Genomic DNA, 20765 nt, shown 5'->3' on the forward strand with positions numbered 1-20765 from the left:
CATCGCCATGGGTGGCGCGAGGACCCTCGTTGCCGGGGTCGATTCGTCGACCCAGTCGACCAAGGTCGTGGTCTGCGACGCGGAGACCGGCGAGGTGCTCCGCACGGGCCGCGCCCCACACCCCGATGGCACCGAGATCGATCCATGGTCGTGGTGGGCCGCGTACGAGCAGGCCAGCGCCGGCCTGCTGGACGGTGTGGCAGCGATCGGCGTCGCCGGACAACAGCAGGGCATGGTCTGCCTCGACGAAGCCGGCGAGGTGCTGCGCCCCGCCATCCTCTGGAACGACACCCGCTCGGCGAACGCCGCCGTCGACCTGACCGCCGAGTTCGGCGGCCCGAAGGCGTGGGCCGACGCCGTCGGGCTGGTGCCGGTGGCCAGCTTCACGGTCACCAAGCTGCGCTGGTTCTCCCACGCCGAGCCCGCGCTCGCGGACCGCACCAGCATGGTGCTGCTGCCGCACGACTGGCTCACCCACCGGCTGCGCGCGGACGGCGGGGAGCCGACGACCGACCGGGGCGAGGCGTCCGGCACCGGCTACTGGTCACCGGCCGCCGGTGCGTACCGGCAGGATCTGGTGCGGCTCGCCTTCGGTCGGGACGTGGCACTCCCCCGGGTGGCCGGGCCGGCCGAGGTGGTCGGAGAGACCGCCTCCGGCGCGCTGCTCTCGGCCGGCACCGGTGACACGATGGGCGGGGCACTCGGCGTCGGCCTGCGGCCGGGTGACGTGGTGGTCTCGCTGGGCACCTCGGGGTGCGTGTACGGCCTCAGTGACGTACCGACCGCCGACGCGAGCGGCCTGGTGGCCGGGTACGCCGACGCGACCGGCCGCTTCCTGCCGCTGGTGTGCACGCTCAACGCGGCCCGGGTGCTGGTCACGGTCGCCGACCTGCTCGGCCGGTCCCTGGCGGAGTTGGACGAGCTGGCGCTCTCGGCGCAACCCGGCGCGGGCGGGTTGACCCTGCTGCCGTACCTGGATGGGGAACGCACCCCCAATCTGCCCGACGCGCGCGGTCTGCTCGCCGGCCTGACGCGGGCGAACGCCTCGGCGGCGAACCTGGCGCGGGCCGCGGTGGAGGGCATGCTCGGCGGCATCGCCGACGCCCTCCACGCGCTCCGGGCCCAGGATGTCCCGGTCGACCGGGTGTTGCTGATCGGCGGCGCGGCCCAGTCCCGCGCGGTGCGGGCGGTCGCGCCGGCGTTGTTCGGCGCGCCGGTGAGCGTGCCGCGCCCCGCCGAGTACGTGGCGCTCGGCGCGGCACGACAGGCGGCCTGGGCGCTGTCCGGCGAGGCCGCGCCACCGCCGTGGCCGGTCGCGGCCGAGGACGTCACCGCCGCCGCCGACACCCCCGAGGTGTACGAACGCTACGTCACCGTCCGCCAGCAGGCGCTACCGCTGCTGACGTGACACCGGCAGCACGCAACGGCAGACCGGGACGCAGTCAAGGACGAGCCGTCCTCCGGTACGCCCGCGACACGGGCGACGCCACCTCGGAGCCGGTGTCCAGCACCCGTCCGCCCGGCTGGGGCCCGGAGGGGCACCCGCCCGGCGGCGGGTGCCCCTCGGTAAAGGAAGTCGTCCAGGGTGACTACCGGAAGGTGACGTCACTCCTGTTGACCTTGCAGTTGGCGTCGTTCCAGCCCTCACCGAGGTAGCTGGGTTCGCTGCCCTTGGGCACACCCTTGTACTTGCCGCAGATGGTGGCCGAGCCGATCACGACCACGCGCGTGATCGTCGCGGTGTCGTTCCAGTTGCTGTTGATGCCGGCGAGCATGTCGATGTCGTCGACCAGGACGTTGTCGATACGCACGTGGCGGGTGTACGAGGTGGTGCAGTTGCCGCAGCCGCGGTACAGCTTGCCGGACCCCTTCAGGTAGAAGCCGGAGATGTTGACCGTGCCGTTGCCGTTGTGCTGGAAGGTCTTGTCGCTGCCGCTGCGCGCGCCGCCGCCGATGACGTACGAGGTGCCGCCGTTGGTCTGCTTGAAGGTGGCGGCGTCCTCACCGATGTCGTTCCACCACACGTTGCGCAGGGTGCAGGTGCCTTCGCAGTGCACCCCGTCGCCGGCGGGCGAACCGAGGATGACGTTCTGCAGCGTGCCACCGTTGGCAATCTTGAACATCGGGTCCTGCGACTCGTTCTGCCCGCCGTCACCGATGCAGCAGTAGGTCTTCATCCCGCCGTCGAAGGTGCCGGAGACGTTGACCGTGCCGGAGACGTTGGCCGGGCCGGCCGACGACGGCCACGCGCCGGTCGGCGTGCCCGGGTTGCTGGTCGGGCTGGACGTCGGACCGCTGGTGGGGCCAGAGGTCGGACTGGTGGTCGGGGTCGACCCGCCGCTGGCGTACGTCTCGAACTCGGCGATCCGCGGGGCGCCGGACGCGCTGGTGATGACGAAGGAGACCTTCTTCAGCGACGTCGAGGAGAAGTTGATGGTGCCCGGGGCGCTGCTGCCGCTGGCCAGGACAGCGCCCGTGTCGTTGTTCTTGAGCTGCCAGCCGCTGATCGAGCCGCCGCCCGAGGCCTGCACGATCACCGCCGAGGACACCGTGGTGGCGCCGCCCCACTTGACCGAGACCGTGCCGGTCGAGCCGCTCGGCGACCAGTAGGTGCTGGCGTTGCCGTCGATGACGTTGCCGTAGCTGGTGCCGCTGGCCTTGCTGGAGCCGTCGGCGCCGGCGCCGAGGCTCAGGTTCGTGGCGGCCGAGGCGCTGGGAATCTGCAGCGCCAGCGCGACGACGGCGCCCGCGACCGCAGTGGCACCGCCGGCCAGCCACCGCGAGGCGACTTTGCGTCTCATCTGATGTCACCCTTTCGAGCATGAGCACCTGGCAAGGGAAAGCGCTTTCCATCAACGATAGAGATGGGTCGATGATGAGGCAAGGGTCACACCAGCTTCGTCTGTCTTTGTCCCTTAGCGGACCCGGCCGACCGGCGGCATCGACGACCGCCTGCCGCGTCGACCACGGCCCCTGTCGGCCAGCAGCCGCAGGTCGTCGACGTTCTCGCGGTCGCATGGATCGCCCGTACGTCGGCGTGCATTGCGGAGGACCGACCGCGACGAAAGACCGTCGCCTCCGGTCCCCGCGCGAACGACCATCCGGAAGGACCGAGGTTAGGCGTAGGCGCGGGCCTGAAGGTGGTACAGCTCCGCGTAGAGGCCACCACTCGCGGCGAGGTCCGCATGGGTGCCGACCTCCGAGACGCTGCCCTGCTCCAGGACCACGATCAGGTCGGCCATCCGCACGGTGGAGAAGCGGTGCGACACCAGTACGGTGACCGCGCCGGTGTCCGCGCGGGTTTCCGTGACGAGGTCGGCGAAGCGCTCGAAGAGCGCTTGCTCGGCGGTCGCGTCCAGGGCGGAGGCGGGTTCGTCCAGGGCGACGAGAAGCGGGCCTCGGCGCAGCAGCGTGCGGGCCAGCCCGAGTTTCTGCCACTGGCCGCCGGAGAGTTCGGTGCCGTCGCCGTACCCCCGGCCGAGCAGCCCGTCCAGCCCGCCGGGGACCAGCGCCCGGACGGCGCCCGCCTCGGCCCGGTCGATCGCCTGGTGCAGGGCCTGGTCGTCGTCGATTCGGTCGAGGTCGCCGATGCCGGTGTTGTCCCGCAGTCGCAGTTCCAGCCGGGCGAAGTCCTGGAAGAGGGTCGACACCCGGCACTGCCACTCGGCAGGGGCGGCGGAGGCGAGGTCGACGTCATCCACCAGGATTCTTCCCGAGGTCGGCCGGTACAGCCCGCACAGGAGTTTGACCAGGGTGCTCTTGCCCGCCCCGTTCTCGCCGACCACGGCGAGCGCGGTGCCTGCCGGGATGTCGAGGGTGACGTCGTCGAGGATCTTCCGGTCGCTGTTCGGATAGTGGAAGCTGACGTGGTCGAGACGGATGCCGCGAGTGAGTACGGCGGGCAGGTGCGCCGACCCGGGTCCGGCAGGTGCGGGCGATGCGGCGGCAGTGCGGAGTGTCCGGATCCGCTCCATCGTGCCACCCGCCGTCTGGACAATTGTCAGCAGGCCGAGTCCATTGGACACCTGGAAGGAGATCTGGGCGGCCAGAGCGATCACCAGAATCACGTCACCCAGCCCCGAGCCGCCCTGTAGCGCCTGCCGGACCACGAGATAGATCGCACCGCCGTAGGCAGCGGCAAAGGTGAGCTGCCCTGCTGCGCGCAGCAGGGCAGCCCCGGTCTGGGCCCGGTGTAGCGCGGTCGTGGTGGTGGCCCAGTCGCGCTGGTGGCGTTCGATCAGCATGGCCTCGGCGCCCGAGAGGCGGATCTCCTTGACCGACGCGAGCGTGGTGGTGGTCTCCAGCAGGTGCCGGCCGAGGCGCGTCAGCGCGGCGGTGTCCTCCTTGGCCCGATCCACCAGACGCTGAGCCCGATTGCCCGCCAGGACGGGGATCGCTCCGGCGAGGGGAAGCAGCAGCAGCCACGTGTTGAGCGAGCCGAGCAGGACCGCGGTCAGGCCCATCTGCAGGACCAGGCCACCGAGTTGCAGAACGGCCTCCAAGGAGGCGCGGGTGCGGGGGAGTTCTTCGCGGACCAACGCGAGGGTGTCGGCGTAGGCCGGGGTGTCCAGTTGTTCGAGGTTGCCGACGCCGTGGGCGAGCGTGATCAGCTCGTTCTGGAGTTCCACCTCGCTGAGGTCGCCCAGTTCGAAGTAGGAGAGGTGGGCGAAGTGGTTCATCATCAGCTCGAAGACCAGCAGCGCTGCCGTTGTCAGGGCCAGCCGTGCGGCGGTGCCGGAGTCGTGATTGACCGCTGCGGTGGTGAGCGACTTGAGGCACAGCGCGATCAACGGGGTGGACAGGAATCCGGCGGCCAGCATCGCTGCGGCACGCGCGAGGCGCCCTGGATCACAGCAGAAGGCGAGCCGCAGAAGGTGCCGGACCGCAAGGATGGTGGTCATCGGGTCGCTCCATCGATCCTCGGCAGGAGCCGTTCGGTCGTCGACGGTCCGGCGGCTTCGTCCGTCGTGAAGCGTTCCGCCTGAATCCTGAAGAGCTCGGCATAGCTTCCGCGGAGTTCCATCAACTGCTCGTGCGTGCCGGATTCGGCCACCCGGCCGTCGGCGAGCACGACGATGCGGTCGGCACGACGCACGCTGGAGAAGCGGTGCGAGACGATGACGCTGGTCACACCCTTGGTCATGTCCAGAAACCGCTCGAAGAACGCAGCTTCCGCGCGGACGTCGAGTTGGGCGGTGGGCTCATCGAGCACCAGGAGGGAGGCCCCGCACTCCAGTGCCAGCAAGGCTCTGGCCAGGGCGATCCGCTGCCACTGACCGCCTGACAGGTCGGTGCCACCTTCGTACTCGGCGCTGAGGACCGTGTCCACGCCGTGCGGAAGGCCGTCGACGATCTCCAGAGCACCCGCGCGCCGGACTGCGGTGTGGAGCGCGTTGCGGTCGCCGAGGAGGGCCGGTCGGCCCAGCCAGATGTTCTCGGCGGCGGTGAGGTGAAGGCGGGTGAAGTCCTGGAAGATCACGGCGATGCGCCGGTGCCAGGCCGACGGCGAGATACCGGCGATGTCGGCCCCGCCTGCGGTGATCCGGCCGCTGGTGGGTTCGTGCAGTTTGGTCAGGAGCTTCACCAGTGTGGTCTTGCCTGCACCGTTGAGGCCGACGATCGCCGTCGACGTTCCCGGTGCGAGTTCGAGGTCGAGCCCGTCGAGCACGGCGGGGGCACCGTCGTGGTAGCGGAACCCGACGCTCTCGAAGCGGATGGCCTCGGCCGGATCAGATCCGTGACCGGGGTCGTGCTGCCGATCGTGGCCGCCGCCGTCCGCAGCGACCTGCTCCAGGCGGGTCAGTGCGTCGTGGGCGGCCAACCCGTAGAGCGTCTGCATGTCACTCTCCGGGAAGTAGACACCGAAGCGCAGGGGAATCAGCACGGCCTGAAGAGCGACGGACAGTTGCAGCAGCGTCAGCGAGCCGTCCGTGCCGCCCTCGGCCAGGACCGACAGCGCCGCGCCGCCGCCGAGCAGGCCGAACACGGCCAGCGCGACGAAGGGCCAGAACAGCAGTCTGCGCCGGGTCGCCCACAACGGCTCCAGGTAGCCGCGTGCCTCCCGGCCATGGCGTTGCCGGAGCCAGGGGACCAGGCCGAGCACCCGTGCCTCTTTGGCCAGCCCGGTTCCGGTCGCCGTGCGTCGCAGATAGGACAGTCGCCGCCGCGGACCGGCCAGGGTCGCCCGTACCGCGCCGAAGCGGCTCAGCGATCCGCGCTGGCCGAACCGGATCACGAGCGCCGTCACGGCCACCAGCACACCGGTGCCAGGTCCCAGGACCACGGACACCATGACCGCCGCCCCGACAAGTTGGGTGTAGCGGGCGATCAGGGCCAGAGTTCCGGCGGCGGCATCGCCCGGGGTGGGGACCACCCGTTCGAAGCCGTTGCGGGCGTCCGAGAGCACATCGAGCACTTCCTGCCGCTCCAGTTCCGCGACCGGGAGATCGCGCAGCGCACAGGCCATCAGCCGGACGATGCACGCGCCGTCGACCTGACGGACCACCAGTTCGGCCAGCACCGACTGGAACGGGACAAGAAGCTGTTGCAGCACGAAAGCGGCGACGGCCAGTATCAGCGCGAGCCCGATCCGACCTATGCCACCATGGCCACCGAAACCTGACATAGCATCAGGGATTCTCGATATCAGGGTACTTGTCGCAAGGATGAAGGCAATCGGGAGCAGGCCGACTGCAAGGTGGAGCACACCCGTGCCGACGATCAGTCCCGGGTGTGCGTAGCGCAGCAGCCGCACAGTGGCCAGCCATCGGACGGCGCGTCGTCGGAGCGGTCCGGCGCCCGGGTCGGGCGTCGTGGAAGGCATCAGGAACTCCTCCGAGTCCGTCAGGGCGTGCAGGACGAGCAAGCGGCACGGATGAAAGGGCAACTCGCCGGGATCCGATTGCGATCGGAGGAGGGAAACAGCGGGACTCCCGCGAACCCGGGAACGCCACTGTCGCCGGGGAAGCTCGCGGTCCAGAGTCTGGCCCAGACCTCGTGTGACGTCAAGAATTTCATTGATGGTCATCTACTGGTTCTGTACACCGGATCGGATCTCTGATCCGTCGCACGGATCGGTCTAGACAGACCTGGATCGATGTGGTTACCGTTGCACTCCGTGTTCGGCCGGATCCGCATGTCCAGTCCGGGCCGCTTCGCACCCTTCGCGCTATCGGAGGTGATGCGCAGCGATTCCGGGCTTGTTCGCTGACGTTTCCGCCCTACCCGGAGACAGTTCGTGTGCGAGCCCGGGGCCGTCCCGAGCCGGGCCTCAGTGTCGAGGCACCCTTCCCCTTACCGACGCCTTTCTCATCAGCGTCCTGACCGGTATGCCAGATTCTCCGCGATTTCCGTGCGGCGCCGGTCACCCGGCCGTCGTCGCGGCACCGCCCTTCCGTTCTCTTGTGGCACCTTCTCCCGCGCGTCGCCCCGGGCGATGCCTGACCTGAGGAATCTGGCAATGCAGCACCTCGGTGCCCATTCGTTGACGTTCCAAGGAAAACGATCCGAAACCGCCCCCATGACGTGGGGTCAACGCGCCATCTGGAAGGCCATTCGCTGGCTCGGTGACGATGCTTACTACTTCAACATCCGCCGTATCGCGAAGATCCCGTCCGGTCTCTCCACCGCACAGGTCGAGGCGGTCCTCAGCGCATTCGTCTCGCGGCACGAAGTGCTGCGTACCCGCTTTCACGAAGGGGGCGACGGGCCCGTCCAGGAGGTCTGGGCCGAGGGCGCGCTGTCCCTCACGGTGGCGGACGCAGCATCCGGCGCCGCCGACGACGTTGCTGCCGAGCTGGCACGAGAGTTGGTGGGCCTGACCTTTCGCCACGCCGAGGAATGGCCCTTCCGATGCGCGCTCGTCCGGCAGGACGGACGTCCAGCCGTCGCCGTGCTGGTGTTCTCGCACCTGGCTGTCGATTTCTGGGGCGCACGCGAACTGGAGCGCGATCTGCAGCAACTGCTCGACGGCAGCGGGCCGCCGGAACCGCAGTGGCAGCCGCTCGACCAGGCACGCTTCGAGACGGAGGGTCCTGGTGCCGCCCGCGGTGCGGCGGCGGCGGAGTACTGGCGTCGCACGCTGCACACCGTGCCGCCGACGCTGTTTCGTACGGTCACCGGCGAGGGCAGACCCGAGCGCTTCGTCCGGCTGGGGATGGACTCCCCCGCCGTCGCGGTCGCCACGACCGTGCTTGCCGAACGCTGCCAGGTCAGCACCGGCACGGTGCTGCTGGCCGCCACGGCGGCCGTACTCGGTGCCTACACCGGGCACGACACCGTGGCGCTGCAGCTCATCGCGGTCAACCGGCATGACGAGCGCAGCCGTCGGCTCGTGGCCCCCATGGTGGAGAACGCGCTGTTCGCATTGAACGTCGGCGACGACACCTTCGAACAGACGGTACGCCGGACCTTTCTGACCGGAATGAACGCCTACCGTCACGCCCAGTACGACCCGTCGGCCGTGGACGAGATTCTCGACGAGGCACGCGAACGCAGCCACGGCGCACTCAACCTCGGTTGCTTCTTCAACGACAAACGTATGCACGACCGTTGGGAGAAGCTACCGCCCACCGATGCGGGCCCGGACGGACTGCGTGCGCTCCTTGGCCGGACCAGGCTCACCTTCGTGGGTTCGTGGGAGCGCCAGGACGCCACCTTCTTCCTGCACACCGGTTACGCGCCCGACACCTGCCTGCTCTATCTGCTGGCCGACACCGAACTGATCCCGCGCCACGACATCGACCTCCTGCTGCGCGCCTTCGAGACTCTCCTGGTCGACAGCGCCACAGGCACTCTCGACCTGGCCGGCTTCCGCTCGACCCGTGCGGCAACCAGTACCGAGAAGAAGCTTGGAGAGATCGCCCGATGACCACTAACGCCACGATCTGGGACGACGAGGTCGCCATCGCCGTCACTCGGCTCACCGCAGCTGCCGAGAGCGAGTACTACAACCCCTACCAGACTTTCGAGTGGCCCGAGAGCATCCCCGAGGGTGCGCTGTGGATGAGCGAGGATCTGGTGACGGTGCATGGCACCGCTGCCGCCGCGGAGTTGGACCGCGAGCAGTATCTCGCCCTGTCGAAGTGGGAGAGCATCAACTTCTACAGCCTCAACGTGCATGGGATCCGCGAGCTGATGCAGGAGGTGGTACAGCGGATCCACACCCCCGGTTTCGAGATCCCCACCCCGTTCTTTCACCACTTCCTCGGCGAAGAGAACGAGCACATGTGGTTCTTCGCCGAATTCTGCCTACGCTACGGTGGAAAGCTGTTCGCCAACCGGGCCATGACGTTCCCCAAGGAGCAGCACTCCGCCCTGCTGGACAACTTCATCGTGTTCAGCCGGATCCTGATCTTCGAACAGATCGTCGATCACTTCAACAGCAGGATGGCTGCCGACGCCGCCCTCCCGGAGACCATTCGCGCCATCAACCGGGTACACCACCAGGACGAGTCCCGGCACATCGCCTTCGGCGCCCAACTGGTACGTGCCCTGTGGTTGCGGCTGCGTACGGACGGCGACGACAAGGAGATCGCCGTGGCCCGCCAGTACGTGGAGAAGTACATCGCGAGTTCGCTACAACAGCTCTACAGCGTGGACGCCTACCGCAACGCGGGAATTCCCGATCCGTTCGCCTTCCGCAGCCGTGTCCTCGCCGACCCTTCCCGGAGCGCCGCCCACGACGCGGTCACGGCCCGTACCGACGCGTTCTACCGTCGGATCGGCCTGTTCGACCAGGCCGCAGCCTGAGCGACTCCGCCGCTCCCTGTCCCGCCCACCCTCACAGGAGCAGGTCACCCATGGCACTGCGCACACCACCCGCCCCGGCCGGAACTCTCACCCTACGGAACCCCGGCCCCGGCCTGGTCGTCCTCGAACCACAGCGAGCCGCCCTCCTGCTCGCACTCGACGCCCTGTTCACCGGCATGGCCGACGAACTCGGTGCCTCCGCAGTGGTCGGGCCGCCACTTCTGCCTGCGGAGGGCCTGGCCCGGCTCGACTACTTCCGCAATTTCCCGCACCTCGGGGTGACCGCCGCCCGCTTTCCGGAGGATGCGGTCGAGGCACTGGCATCCGGGGGCCCGGTAGCGGAGCAGCCGGTTCGACCCACCGGCTACCTGCTGCCATCGGCCACCTGCTACGGCCTGCTGCTCTCGTTGCAGGGCCAGGATGTCGGCCCGGGACTGAGACTGACCGCGACCGGCCGCTGCTTCCGCAACGAGGACCACTACGACGGTCTGCGCCGCCTCTGGGGCTTCCACATGCGCGAGATCGTCTACTTCGGCACCGCGGAGGGCGCCCGCGAGCACCTCGCCCGCTCTCAGGAACTCATCGGGACTCTGGCCGAACGACTCGGCATCGTGCTGTCGTACCAGCCCGCCAGCGACCCCTTCTACGACAAGAGCGGCTCGCGGGCCAAACTGATGGCCCTCGACCCGGTCAAACATGAATTCGTCGCCACCGACGGCACCGCCATCGCGTCGGTCAACCGGCACCGTAACTTCTTCGGCGAGCGGCTCGGTATCACCAGTGCGGGCGCAGTCGCCCACAGCAGTTGCACGGCTTTCGGTGTCGAACGCTGGGTGCACGCGATGCTGCTGGCGCACGGCACACCACAGGAGGCGCTGCGGCAGGTCCGTCATGTTCGTGGCTGACCTTCCGGATGATCCGGCCGCCAGGATGGTGGCGGCGGCGGAACGGGGAGCGCGAGCCCTCGGAGTCGAATTTCCCCTCATTCAGGCAGGCATGGGTGGCGTCGCCGGACCGGCGCTCGCAGCAGCGGTCAGCGACAGCGGCGCGCTCGGCACCGTCGCCCTCTACAAGAGCAACCCGGACCAGAGCGCCGCGCTCGTGGTCGACACCGCCGCGCGCACCCGGCGCACCTTCGCGGTGAACGTGATCCCCGAGGTCGCCGGGCGGCTGCTCACCGATCAGGTGGGCGCGCTGCTCGCCAGTGCGGACCGGCCACTGCTTCTGAACAGCTACGGCCTGCTTCCCGAGCCGGAGGCGGCACGGGTGCTGGCCGCCGGACACCGCCTGCTGATCCAGGTGGGCACCGCCGCCGACGCGTCGGTCGCGGCCGGACTGGGCGCACACGGCGTGGTGCTCCAGGGCATCGAGGCCGGCGGCCACCACCTCGGGAGGTTGGGCATACGCGAACTGCTCGCCCAGTACGACCAGGAGCCTGCGGCGTTCGTCGCCGGCGCGGTGGCCACCGGCACCGACCTGCTCGATGCCCTGCGGGCCGGTGCGTCCGGCGCGCTGTGCGGCACCGCGTTCGTGGTCACGGCCGAGTCGGCCGCACACCCCTCCTACAAGGCGGCACTCCTGCGGGCCGGCACCGGGGACACCGTCGTCACCGACCGCTTCTCGATCGGCTGGCCGGGACGTCCGCACCGGGTGCTGCGCGGTCCGGTCACCGACGCGCCGCAGCCGCTGCCGGCGACGCTGATCGCCTGGACCAGCGTGATGGGTGGACGCCGACCGGTCCCGCGAGGCTCCGCCGCCGCACCCACCGCGGAGGCCGAGGGTCAGGTCGACCAGATGGCCCGGTACGCGGGCCTCGGGTGCGCCGCACTCCGGACGGTACGGCCGGCCGCAGCATACGTCGCCGGTTTCCGCGCGGAGTTCGCCGCGGCTCTCGCCGCCCTACGCGGCGGCCAGCCCTGCGGAAAGAACCCAGCGACGTCGACCAGTGGCCGCTGACCATCACCCCGACGGGGAGCGGGCCGCCGCCACCGCTGTCGACCGAGGTCCGGCTCCCCGGATCCGTCATCCCACCGTTCGACACACAACCTGGAGCAGTCGTGAAGCGGATCGCCGAATGGATCCAGACCAAGAACCCCGAACTCGACCGCGAGCCCAGCCCGACGGAGGACCTTATCGAGGCCCGGCTCATCGACTCCCTGGACTTCCTGGAGTTCATCTACCTGCTCGAAGACCTCTCCGGGAGGCCCATCGACCTGCAGGAGGTGAGCGTCGACGACTTCCGTACCCTGGAACGCATCGCGCACCGCTTCCTGCGCCCCGAAGCCGGAACCACGTCGTGACGGTGGCCCCGGTCGTCAGATTCGGCAGTTGTGACGCGGAGCACCGCTGGCGACCGACCGGGTTGGCGCGACTGCCGACCCTGCGTGATCCGCACGCCGAGCGACTGCTGCGCGGGATGGACGAGCTACAGGCGGTCCTCTGTCGCCCCGACGACGTGCTGCTCACCCACCACCGGCCGCCTGCGGCCTTCGGTGAGGTGATGCGTGCCGCAGGTTTCGGCGCGCGGCACCTGCCGGTTCCCGGCGATCCCGCGCTCCCCGTCGAGGAGCGCCTGGCTGCGGTCGGTCTGCCAGGATTCACCGGCGCGCGGCCCGAACCGTACGCGGTGCTGCCGGGGACGGCCGCTGCGGTCAGGAGCCTCGGACTGGACGCGGCGCTGCCCGACCTGAACGCCGTCCGGCTGGTCAACTCCAAGACCTGGTCGACGCGGCTGGGACTACCCGGCTCCGGACGGGTCGTCACCTCACTGCGGGAACTACGCGAGGCGGCGGTCTTGCCGTGCGTGGTCAAGGACCCCTACGGAGTGTCCGGGCAGGGCAATGTCATCCTCGACTCACCGGCCAGACTCGCGTTGGTCGAACGCAGCCTGAGTCGGCGACCCGAGGACATGATCGAATTGGTGGTCCAGCCGCTGTTCGAACGGTCCGACGACTTCGCCGCGCATCTGACGATCGACCCGGAAGGGGAACTGGTGTGGCACGGCGTTCGCCAGATCCTCAACGTCGGTCACTCCTACCGGGGTTCGTCGTCCCCGACGCCGCAGTTGATGCAGCGGCTCGACCGTGCGGAATACCGCGCATGCGTGGAGGCGGTGGCCCGGGCCGCGGCGGCGGAGGGCTATCGCGGGCCGCTGTCCGTCGACTCGATGACCACCGCGTCGGGGGAGCTGATCCCGGTGCTGGAGGTCAACGCCCGCCTCTCGCCCGGAATGATCGCCCAGCAGTTGGGCGTGCGGTTGCGCCTGGCGTTCGTCCGGATCGGCGGCGACGACTACTTCGAGCGACTGATCCACCTGCTGGATGATGCGGGGCGGCTCGCGAGCGGTGGCCGCGACGGCATCCTTCCGCTGGCGGCCAGCACCCTGGTTCCTCCTCGCGGCTGGCTCTTCTACGCCGTCTTCGGCGAGGCGGACGCGGAGCTCGGGGACATCACCGAGAGACTGTCCGGGCATTGAACGACACCTGTGGGCAGAGCACGTCGGACGTGGAACACGGAGAGCAGACGAGCATGGCTGAAACACGCTACGACAGCCGGGCAGCCGCCGACTACCAGGCGGCTCGGGAGGTCCCCCGGGACGGCCTGGACGCCTGGCGTACCGCGGTGTCCGCAGCGGCCGGTCTCGCACCCGGCATGACGGTGCTCGACGTGGGTGCGGGGACCGGGGCGTTCGCGAGCGCGTTCCACGCCTGGTTCGGAGTCCGGGTGCTGGCCGTCGAGCCGGCCGCAGCGATGCGGGCGCTGATCCCTGCGTCCGAGGAGATCCGGGCGCTCGACGGGAAGGCCGAGTCGCTGCCGGTCCCGGACGGCTGCGCGGACGCGGCATGGCTCGGCTCCGTGATCCACCATCTGGACGATCTGGAGGCATCGGCCCGCGAACTACGCAGGGCACTCAGACCGGGCGCTCCGGTGCTCATCCGCAACTCCTTCCCGGGCCGCTGTGACCGGGACCTGCGGGTGCGGTTCTTCCCCGAGACAGCGGGTCTGGTCGACACCTACCCCACCGTCGACCGGGTCTGCGCGGCCTTCGCCACGGCAGGCTTCGCCCAGGTCTCACTCCGCCCACTGCCGCAACGCAGCGCACCCACCCTGACCGCCTACGCCGACGGGCTCCGCCGCGCTGCGGACTCCAAGCTCCGCGCCCTCCCCGACGCCGCCTACGCCCGGGGCCTCGCCCGACTCCGCGCCGCCGCCGAGGCTGACCCCACCGAACCTGCCACCAGTTGGATGGACCTCCTCGTCCTGACCTGACTGTGACGACGCCGTCCTCGACCACTACCGCGCCGGCTAGGTTCCTGCTGCTCGGCGACTCGCACGCCGGCCCGGTCGCCCGGGCGGCGACCGCAGCCAGGCTGCCCTTCGTCGGTGGGCTGGTCGGCTCCGGCCGGGACTTCACCGTCGGATTCTTCGACGTCCACGACGACGACGTGGTGTTCCGGGATGCCGCCGTACAGGAACTCCACCGCGGCTTCCTGACCACGACGGGCGTGTCCGCCCTCGGCCGGCTCACCGTCCCGCTCGTCTCGACCTTCGGGCTCAGCGTCCACTTCTACGCCACCACGGCGAACTGGCAGGGAGTCCGAATCTCCGCTGCTCGCCGACGCGGGCTGCCGGTGGGGACACCGTCACGGATCCGCGGGCCGCCGGCCTGGTCGGGTGGTCCGCAGCAGGCTGGTGTGACCGCCGCGGGCCACCCGGGCGTCTCCGGAGCTTCCTCTTGCCGGTGTGGTCGGAAGACTGCGCGAAGCGCCCCGCGGTCTTTGTCGTGCGGGAACTGCGCCGCCTACCTTGACGCGCCGACCCGTTGCTGCATATCCCAGGGCTGACCATAGCGTCGGTAAATGACTCTGGACCGGCCGGCTGCCGTTTCCCCACACGGTGAAAACCGCTGCCCGGACGCGTCGGACGACCGCACACCGGCATCGGGCGGCACCTGGCCGCCAGTTGTCGGGTGACACCGCAGCCGGCCCCGGCATGGAATCCGGTTTCCGACAGTACGACTCCGCCAACCGTCCCTACCGGACCCGTCATTCATCAACACCAAAGCGTAATGTGATGAATGACTCGTTGCGCACATGCGACCGGCCTGGATCGAAGGAGTCCGCACCATGTCCGAGCAGTATTCGCGGCGCTCCTTTCTCAGCGGGGTGCTGACCTGCGGCGCGCTGAGCGCCTCAGCGGTCTACCTGGTGCCCGGGGGACATCGCCCACCACCGGCCGAGCTCCGACTCGCCACCGGCGCCGACCCCACCGGCGCACGGAAGCTGCTGATGGACATGTGGAACCAGGCCAACCCCGATACCCCGGTCCGGTTCACCGACGAGGTCGAGGGCGGATCCGGCGATGAACGCAAGAGGCTGTTGACGGCGGCCCAGAACGGCAGCGCCGACATCCTCAACCTGGACATCGTCGACATTCCCGAGTTCGCCGCGCAGAAGCTGATCACCCCGATCCGGCTGACCGACCCGAACTTCCTGACGTCGGTGAAGGATCTCCACCAGGTCGCCGACGCCCCGAACAGCTACTGGGCCGCGCCACTGAACGCCGATGTCGGCATGTTGTTCTGGCGCAACCCCGAGACCGACCAGCCCGACAAGGTGACGTTGTCGCTCGTGCTCGGCACCTTCGCCGCCGCCGACAAGCGCTCGTTCGTCGGCCAGCTACGTCCCAACTCGTCGAACTACAACGAGGGTTTCCTGGTCAACATCCTGGAGCACGCCCTGTCCGTGGACCCTGAACTGTTGAGTCCGACGGGCGAGATCCTGTTCGAGCTGAAACCCTGGCAGGAAGCGCTGCGACCGTTGCGGGCGGCCATCGGGGCCGGGAAGGTCACCCTCTCCAGCGACGAGAACGCGAGCCTGGACACGTTCGTCGAAACGAAACCGACGTTCATGCGCAACTGGCCGGTGAAGTACCGCGAACTTCAGCAGCGCAAAGACTCTGACCTGTTGGCCGGAAAGATCCAGGTGCACCCACTGAAGCCCGGGGTGCTCGGCGGCCAGAGCCTCGCCCTGGTGCGCACCTGCCCCCACCCCGACCAAGCCCTCCGGTTCATCAACTTCATGACCGGCGCGGCAGCCCAGAAGATCCTCGCCGGGCACGGCTTCGCCCCGACCCTGGCCGAGGCGTACAACGACAGGAACCTCCAAGCGGTCATCCCACACCTGGAAGCACTACGGGGCGCGGTGGAGGGTGCCCGGCCCCGGCCGATGCACCCGGGATACCGCACGTTCGCCGAGGTCTTCGTCGACCACACCAACCAGATGCTGACCGGTGAGTCCGACCTGACCTCGGAGTTCATCGCCGCCATGAAGGCGGCGCTCGGATGACCGGAGACGGGGTGAAGGGGAGTCCATGAAGGTCGATCCGTGGCAGGTGCCGATCCTGGTGATGGCCGGCATCATCCTGGCGGAGTTGGTGATCAGGGTGATCCCGCGCCGCTGGACGGCGCACCTGGCCAAGCAGCAGGTCCGCACCGTGGCGCTCGGCGGGCTGGCCGTCCTGATCATCGTCGTCGGGGTGTTGGCGCTCGGCCCCGACCTGGCCGACCAGATCGCCAGCGTGGCGGCGGCCGTCGCCGGGCTGGCCGCGCTCTGGCTGACCTACCGGTCGTACCAGTTGCAGACCGCCGCGAGCCCCGGCGCTCCGGCCGAGGTCGGACCGGCCGGCCCGGAGCGGGACACCGCCGAGCCGGAGGCTGCGGGCACCACCGGCCAGCCGAGCGGGCGGTAGGGGGCTGTTGCGTCGGCGGACCGGTGGGCACGTCTGGGCGGGGCTGAGTGCGGGAAGCATGGTGCCGATCCCCCGGATCGGCGCGGACTTCGTCGCGTGGCAGTCCGCGTCCGACGACCGCACACTGGGGGTCGTCGACTTCTCGATCTTCCCGCACCTTGGTCTCGAGCCGGACAACATCATGGCTGATGCCGACAGATGGGCGGCCGAGATCGCGGTTCCGGCGTACGCGATCGACGACCAGACGGCCATCACGGTGACCGACGGCATCGTCGAGGTCGTCTCCAAGGGCGGTTCCCCTCGTAGCCACGGCCAACGGTGGCCGGCGTGGCGAAGCACCCGCTCATCCCGCATCAGCCCTCGCCGCCCGGTGGCACGCTGATCCCACCGCCGCAGCCGAACACCGCCACGACGACCTGGCAGGGCGCTGTCAGCAGGCCGTGTCGTGCCTCGGTAGGCGTCCGTGCACCAGATAGGCGGTGACCGTGCCGGTCAGGCAGGCGTTGGCCTGGCCGCTGAGCAGCGGCACGTGTGTCTGCTCGTCCACGGTGACCAGCCGGGAGCCGGTGATGGCCCGGGCGGTCGCGATCGAGTTGGCCGGCGGCACCGAGGCGTCGCGCAGTGCGGCGACGACGAGCGCCGCCGGTGCCCGGTTGCGGGCAAGCGACGGGGTGTTGTCCCGGCTGACCGGCCAGAAGGCGCAGGGGTTGAGGTTGGCGATCGACGGGCCGAAGACGGGGTAGCGGGTGCCGAGGCGGGCCAGGTCGTGGCGGTAGGTCGCCAGGCCGCGCGGCCACGCGTCGTCGCCGCAGCGGAATGCCATGTTGACCGCGGTGTGGTTGTCCGCCGGCACACCCGGGGTCCCGGGCAGGGGTGCCGGTCGCGGGTCGAGGGGGATCGGCGGCGGAATGTGGGCGAGGATGGCGGCCAGGTCGGTCGCGACCACCGGCCACAGCTGCGCGAAGTACGTCGCGATGACCGTCAGGGAGCCGAGTTCGCCGGCGGTCCAGGCGTGGTCTCCGGCCACGATCGGGTCGATCGCCGCCTCGGCGAGAGCCTCGCTCAGGGTTTCGGCGACCTCGGTCGGCGTGCCGCCGAGCCCGAACGTCGCGTTGTTGTCGGCGAGGTACCTGGTGAAGGCAGCGTAGTTCTCCTCGAAGGCCGGGAGCCGTTCCAGTTCGTAGGGACGCCAGGCGAGGTCGTAGTTGACCGGGCTGTCCAGCACGAACCGGTCCACCCGGTGCGGCAAGAGTGTGCCGTACGCGACGCCGAGCATCGCCGCGTACGAGCCCCCGAGGAAGGACAGCTTCCGCTCGCCGAGAACTGCCCGGATGGCGTCCATGTCGCGGGCGGCCTGTGCGGTCGTGGCGAACGGCAGCGCCCAACCGGCATGCCGGGCACAGGCGCGGGCGTACTCACGGGCCTCGACGGCGGTGTCCTCCAGGGACTGGTACGTCGCGGTGCGTACCCAGTAGCCGCCCGGCTCCTCCTCCGGCTGGCCGCAGGTGATCGGGGTACTGCGTTCGACGAAGCGCATGTCGAACCCGACGATGTCGTACCGCGCGCGCACCGCGGGATCGACGACGGCGGCGAGGTTCAGCGGCTCGGGGACACCGGCACCACCCGGCCCGCCGCCCGTGGTGATCAGGACACCGCGGCGCAGTGCCGGGTCGGTCGCGGCCAGCCGGGAGATCACGATGTCGATCGTGGGGCCGGCTGGCCGCGCATGGTCGAGCGGCACCTTGAGGGAGGCGCAGCGCAGGCGCGTGTCATCGACACCGGGGCAGGCCCGCCACGCCAGAGTCGCCCCGCTGGCCGCCCCGACCGGCGCGACGGCCATGGTGAGGCAAGTGACGACGACAGCGACCACCGCGCGCATCCAGGCCCCCAACCATCGACCTCTATGCATCTATGTCACACACGCTAGGGCGCATGCCCCCGCACCGCAACGTGGCTCTCCGGCCGCGCTCCCTGCCCCGCACGGTCGGGTGTCCACGGGTCGGTGCCCACCGGGATCTCACCGCGTTCGACGGCGCGCCGGGTGATGTCGGCGCAGCGCGGGCACCGTCAGTGGGGCACGATCGCCGGGAACTCCTCGACGCCCAGCACGCGCAGCAGCTCAAGCCGCTCCCGGGCCTCGGCGTCGGCCGGGGTCAGCACCAGCAGTTGCTGGCCGAGGTCGGGAGTGACCAGGGTTTCGCAGTCCATCGTGATGCGGCCCACGCGCGGGTGCCTGAACGTCTTGCGGTCAGCCCGGCGTACTGCCACCTCGTGCTCGGCCCACAGCCGCCGGAAGTCGTCGCTCGCCGCCCGCAACCGATCGATCAGGCCCGTCACGGCCGGGTCACCGGCCCGCCGGCCGGCCACTGCGCGCAGGTCGGCGACCTGCTGGCGGGCGTGCCGCTGCCATTCCCCGGTGCCGTGGAGGTCGCGGATGGCCGGTTCGGTGAAGTAGCGGTAGGCGACGTAGCGGCGGTCGCCGGTCAGCCCGGTGTGGTCGCCGCTGAGCAGGATCGACATGCGGTTCTGCGCCAGGACCTCGCCGAGGTCGGACAGGACCATGGCGGGAGTGTCGCCCACCAGGTCGAGTAGGCGGACCAGGCCGGCCCGGGCCAGGCTGGCGATGCCCTCGGCGGGCGGCGGCTGGTGGCCGGCCAGGTGGAACAGGTGGCTTCGCTCGTCGTCGGTCAGGCGCAGGGCCCGGGCCAGGGCGCCGAGCAGCTGGACCGACGGCTGACTGCTGCGGCCCTGCTCAAGGCGGACGACGTAGTCGACGGACATGCCGGCGAGCATGGCGACCTCCTCGCGGCGCAGGCCGGCGGTGCGGCGGCGGGGGCCGGCGGCGATGCCGACCTCGGCGGGGCGGATGGCCTCACGCCGACGCCGCAGGAAGTCGGCGAGCTGCTCACGCTGCATGCCTCCATGCTCCCCCGGGGACCGTGCACCGAGCCAGGGAGTGGCGCTCCCACGACAAGCGCTCCGCTGCCGGCGGGCCGGAAAGCGGCGCAGGGTGGAGCCGAGATCGACCGATGAGGGAGAGTTTCGATGCAGACACGCACACTGGGCGACACGGGTCCCACGGTTTCCGCGGCGGGGCTGGGGGCGATGAGCATGTCGGGCGCGTACGGCCCGGCCGATCGTGGGGAGAGCATCGCCACCGTGCGGGCCGCGCTGGACGCGGGGGTCACGCTCGTCGACACCGGTGACTTCTACGGCATGGGGCACAACGAGATGCTGTTGTCGGAGGCGTTGCGGGGACGCGACCGGGACAGCTATCTGCTGAGTGTGAAGTTCGGGCAGCAGGTGGGGCCAGGCATGCGGTTCGCCGGCCAGGACTCCCGCCCGGATTCGGTGCGGAACTTCCTGAGCTACTCGCTGACCCGGCTCGGCGTCGACCACGTGGACATCTACCGGCCGGCCCGGCTCGACCGGTCGGTGCCGGTCGAGGACACGATCGGCGCGATCAAGGACATGGTCGACGCCGGTTACGTACGGTATGTGGGGCTCTCCGAGGTTGATGCGGAGACCGTCCGCCGGGCGCACGCCGTACACCCGGTTGCTGATCTTCAGATGGAGTATTCGCTGCTTTCGCGGGCGGTCGAGGCCGACGTGCTGCCCACGCTTCGGGAGCTGGGCATCGGGCTGACCGCGTACGGGGTGCTGGGCCGGGGCCTGCTCTCGGGGAACTGGGTGCCGGGGCGGGCGGACGACCCGCGTAACCACGCTCCCCGCTTCTCCGCCGAGAACGCGTCGCACAACCTCGCCCTGGTGGAGGCGTTGCGCCGGGTCGCCGACGCGAAGGGGTGCACGGTGGCGCAGCTGGCGATCGCGTGGGTGGCGGCGCAGGACCCGTCCATCGTTCCGCTCGTCGGTGCACGTACCCGGCAGCGGCTGGCCGAGGAGCTGCCGGCGCTGGACGTGAAGCTGTCGGCCGCTGATCTCGAAGAGATCGAGGCGGCCGTGCCGAAGGGCGCCGCGCGCGGTGACCGCTACCCGGCGGCGTTCATGGCCAGCCTCGGCGTCGGCGACTAGCCGACGTCGCGTACCTCAGGGGTCGTCCGTGGTGGATCGTGTCGGGGTGCAGGTGATCAGCGCGACCATGCGGCAGATCGGCCACTGGTCGGGGTGTCGCACTCCGCCGCCCACCGGGTCATCGTCACCTCGGCCCTGCTCGCCCTCACCCCCGGGGACGCCGACACAGGGTCGAGCAGATCACCACCGTCGACGGCACCCTCGTGCCCACCCGGGACCGCCGCCTCGGTGCC

At 70.0% G+C, this 20765-nt stretch carries 18 protein-coding genes; 13 read left to right on the top strand and 5 right to left on the bottom strand.

The genetic code is table 11. From position 1 onward, the window contains the following. Window positions 1-7 precede the first annotated feature (7 nt). Window positions 8-1408: a xylulokinase gene (gene xylB / locus ACQP1S_RS20155; protein WP_432897745.1), complete on the top strand. Its 1401-nt coding sequence runs from the start codon at window positions 8-10 to the stop codon at window positions 1406-1408. A gap of 181 nt (window positions 1409-1589) precedes the next feature. Here xylB and ACQP1S_RS20160 read toward each other — a convergent pair whose 3' ends face one another. The 3 genes from ACQP1S_RS20160 to ACQP1S_RS20170 form a co-directional block, all read right to left on the bottom strand. Beyond that, window positions 1590-2801, bottom strand: coding sequence for a pectate lyase (locus tag ACQP1S_RS20160; RefSeq protein WP_432897748.1), 1212 nt, complete (start codon window positions 2799-2801; stop codon window positions 1590-1592). A gap of 315 nt (window positions 2802-3116) precedes the next feature. Further along, entirely contained in the window at window positions 3117-4901 is a 1785-nt protein-coding gene (locus ACQP1S_RS20165; RefSeq protein ID WP_432897751.1) for an ATP-binding cassette domain-containing protein, read from the bottom strand. Beyond that, the gene (locus ACQP1S_RS20170; protein WP_432897754.1) at window positions 4898-6823 is read right to left on the bottom strand and encodes an ABC transporter ATP-binding protein; all 1926 of its coding nucleotides are present in this window, start codon (window positions 6821-6823) and stop codon (window positions 4898-4900) included. Before ACQP1S_RS20170 ends, ACQP1S_RS20165 begins: the two co-directional genes overlap by 4 nt. Before the next feature lie 636 nt (window positions 6824-7459). Here ACQP1S_RS20170 and ACQP1S_RS20175 point away from each other — a divergent pair. The 11 genes from ACQP1S_RS20175 to ACQP1S_RS20225 all read left to right on the top strand — a co-directional run bounded on the left by ACQP1S_RS20175 (window position 7460) and on the right by ACQP1S_RS20225 (window position 16882). Continuing rightward, entirely contained in the window at window positions 7460-8869 is a 1410-nt protein-coding gene (locus ACQP1S_RS20175; RefSeq protein ID WP_432897756.1) for a condensation domain-containing protein, read from the top strand. After that, complete coding sequence (locus tag ACQP1S_RS20180) at window positions 8866-9750, top strand: diiron oxygenase (RefSeq protein ID WP_091250063.1); 885 nt, start codon at window positions 8866-8868, stop codon at window positions 9748-9750. Before ACQP1S_RS20175 ends, ACQP1S_RS20180 begins: the two co-directional genes overlap by 4 nt. Before the next feature lie 50 nt (window positions 9751-9800). Continuing rightward, a complete protein-coding gene (locus tag ACQP1S_RS20185; protein ID WP_432897761.1) occupies window positions 9801-10655 on the top strand; it encodes an aminoacyl--tRNA ligase-related protein in 855 nt (284 codons plus the stop codon). Window positions 10656-10746: 91 nt separating this feature from the next. Next, on the top strand, window positions 10747-11706 hold the full coding sequence (locus ACQP1S_RS20190; RefSeq protein ID WP_432897764.1) for an NAD(P)H-dependent flavin oxidoreductase: 960 nt from the start codon (window positions 10747-10749) through the stop codon (window positions 11704-11706). Window positions 11707-11807: 101 nt separating this feature from the next. Beyond that, entirely contained in the window at window positions 11808-12050 is a 243-nt protein-coding gene (locus tag ACQP1S_RS20195) for an acyl carrier protein (protein WP_091250072.1), read from the top strand. Further along, complete coding sequence (locus ACQP1S_RS20200) at window positions 12047-13225, top strand: hypothetical protein (RefSeq protein WP_432897767.1); 1179 nt, start codon at window positions 12047-12049, stop codon at window positions 13223-13225. Before ACQP1S_RS20195 ends, ACQP1S_RS20200 begins: the two co-directional genes overlap by 4 nt. Before the next feature lie 53 nt (window positions 13226-13278). Next, a complete protein-coding gene (locus ACQP1S_RS20205) occupies window positions 13279-14019 on the top strand; it encodes a class I SAM-dependent methyltransferase (RefSeq protein ID WP_432897769.1) in 741 nt (246 codons plus the stop codon). A 2-nt stretch (window positions 14020-14021) separates the two neighbouring features. Continuing rightward, window positions 14022-14594, top strand: coding sequence for a hypothetical protein (locus ACQP1S_RS20210; protein ID WP_432897772.1), 573 nt, complete (start codon window positions 14022-14024; stop codon window positions 14592-14594). Between the two features lie 282 nt (window positions 14595-14876). Beyond that, on the top strand, window positions 14877-16097 hold the full coding sequence (locus ACQP1S_RS20215; RefSeq protein ID WP_432897774.1) for an extracellular solute-binding protein: 1221 nt from the start codon (window positions 14877-14879) through the stop codon (window positions 16095-16097). A 25-nt stretch (window positions 16098-16122) separates the two neighbouring features. Beyond that, window positions 16123-16500, top strand: a complete 378-nt coding sequence (locus ACQP1S_RS20220) for a hypothetical protein (protein WP_432897777.1) — start codon at window positions 16123-16125, stop codon at window positions 16498-16500. A gap of 4 nt (window positions 16501-16504) precedes the next feature. Beyond that, a complete protein-coding gene (locus ACQP1S_RS20225) occupies window positions 16505-16882 on the top strand; it encodes a Type 1 glutamine amidotransferase-like domain-containing protein (RefSeq protein ID WP_432908149.1) in 378 nt (125 codons plus the stop codon). A gap of 48 nt (window positions 16883-16930) precedes the next feature. On the opposite strand, the gene ACQP1S_RS20230 is transcribed toward ACQP1S_RS20225, so the two are convergent. Both ACQP1S_RS20230 and ACQP1S_RS20235 read right to left on the bottom strand, forming a co-directional pair. Further along, window positions 16931-18379: an alpha/beta fold hydrolase gene (locus ACQP1S_RS20230; protein WP_432897780.1), complete on the bottom strand. Its 1449-nt coding sequence runs from the start codon at window positions 18377-18379 to the stop codon at window positions 16931-16933. Window positions 18380-18567: 188 nt separating this feature from the next. Beyond that, complete coding sequence (locus tag ACQP1S_RS20235; protein WP_432897782.1) at window positions 18568-19416, bottom strand: helix-turn-helix transcriptional regulator; 849 nt, start codon at window positions 19414-19416, stop codon at window positions 18568-18570. A gap of 129 nt (window positions 19417-19545) precedes the next feature. On the opposite strand from ACQP1S_RS20235, the gene ACQP1S_RS20240 reads away from it, so the two are divergent. After that, window positions 19546-20532 carry an aldo/keto reductase gene (locus tag ACQP1S_RS20240; protein ID WP_432897785.1) on the top strand — a complete coding sequence of 329 codons (987 nt, stop codon included), beginning with the start codon at window positions 19546-19548 and terminating at the stop codon, window positions 20530-20532. The last annotated feature ends 233 nt before the right edge of the window (window positions 20533-20765 follow it).

It is taken from the genome of Micromonospora matsumotoense (assembly GCF_050951065.1).
Lineage (GTDB): Bacteria > Actinomycetota > Actinomycetes > Mycobacteriales > Micromonosporaceae > Micromonospora > Micromonospora matsumotoensis.

What these genes read in the sequence shown, in the direction of transcription:
- ACQP1S_RS20160 (WP_432897748.1), bottom strand. Translation starts at nt 2,801, where the DNA reads ATGAGACGCAAAGTCGCCTCGCGGTGGCTGGCCGGCGGTGCCACTGCG.
- ACQP1S_RS20190 (WP_432897764.1), top strand. Translation starts at nt 10,747, where the DNA reads ATGGGTGGCGTCGCCGGACCGGCGCTCGCAGCAGCGGTCAGCGACAGC.
- ACQP1S_RS20220 (WP_432897777.1), top strand. Translation starts at nt 16,123, where the DNA reads ATGAAGGTCGATCCGTGGCAGGTGCCGATCCTGGTGATGGCCGGCATC.
- ACQP1S_RS20175 (WP_432897756.1), top strand. Translation starts at nt 7,460, where the DNA reads ATGCAGCACCTCGGTGCCCATTCGTTGACGTTCCAAGGAAAACGATCC.
- ACQP1S_RS20170 (WP_432897754.1), bottom strand. Translation starts at nt 6,823, where the DNA reads ATGCCTTCCACGACGCCCGACCCGGGCGCCGGACCGCTCCGACGACGC.
- ACQP1S_RS20215 (WP_432897774.1), top strand. Translation starts at nt 14,877, where the DNA reads ATGTCCGAGCAGTATTCGCGGCGCTCCTTTCTCAGCGGGGTGCTGACC.
- ACQP1S_RS20230 (WP_432897780.1), bottom strand. Translation starts at nt 18,379, where the DNA reads ATGCGCGCGGTGGTCGCTGTCGTCGTCACTTGCCTCACCATGGCCGTC.
- ACQP1S_RS20165 (WP_432897751.1), bottom strand. Translation starts at nt 4,901, where the DNA reads ATGACCACCATCCTTGCGGTCCGGCACCTTCTGCGGCTCGCCTTCTGC.
- ACQP1S_RS20180 (WP_091250063.1), top strand. Translation starts at nt 8,866, where the DNA reads ATGACCACTAACGCCACGATCTGGGACGACGAGGTCGCCATCGCCGTC.
- ACQP1S_RS20240 (WP_432897785.1), top strand. Translation starts at nt 19,546, where the DNA reads ATGCAGACACGCACACTGGGCGACACGGGTCCCACGGTTTCCGCGGCG.
- ACQP1S_RS20235 (WP_432897782.1), bottom strand. Translation starts at nt 19,416, where the DNA reads ATGCAGCGTGAGCAGCTCGCCGACTTCCTGCGGCGTCGGCGTGAGGCC.
- ACQP1S_RS20185 (WP_432897761.1), top strand. Translation starts at nt 9,801, where the DNA reads ATGGCACTGCGCACACCACCCGCCCCGGCCGGAACTCTCACCCTACGG.
- ACQP1S_RS20205 (WP_432897769.1), top strand. Translation starts at nt 13,279, where the DNA reads ATGGCTGAAACACGCTACGACAGCCGGGCAGCCGCCGACTACCAGGCG.
- xylB (WP_432897745.1), top strand. Translation starts at nt 8, where the DNA reads ATGGGTGGCGCGAGGACCCTCGTTGCCGGGGTCGATTCGTCGACCCAG.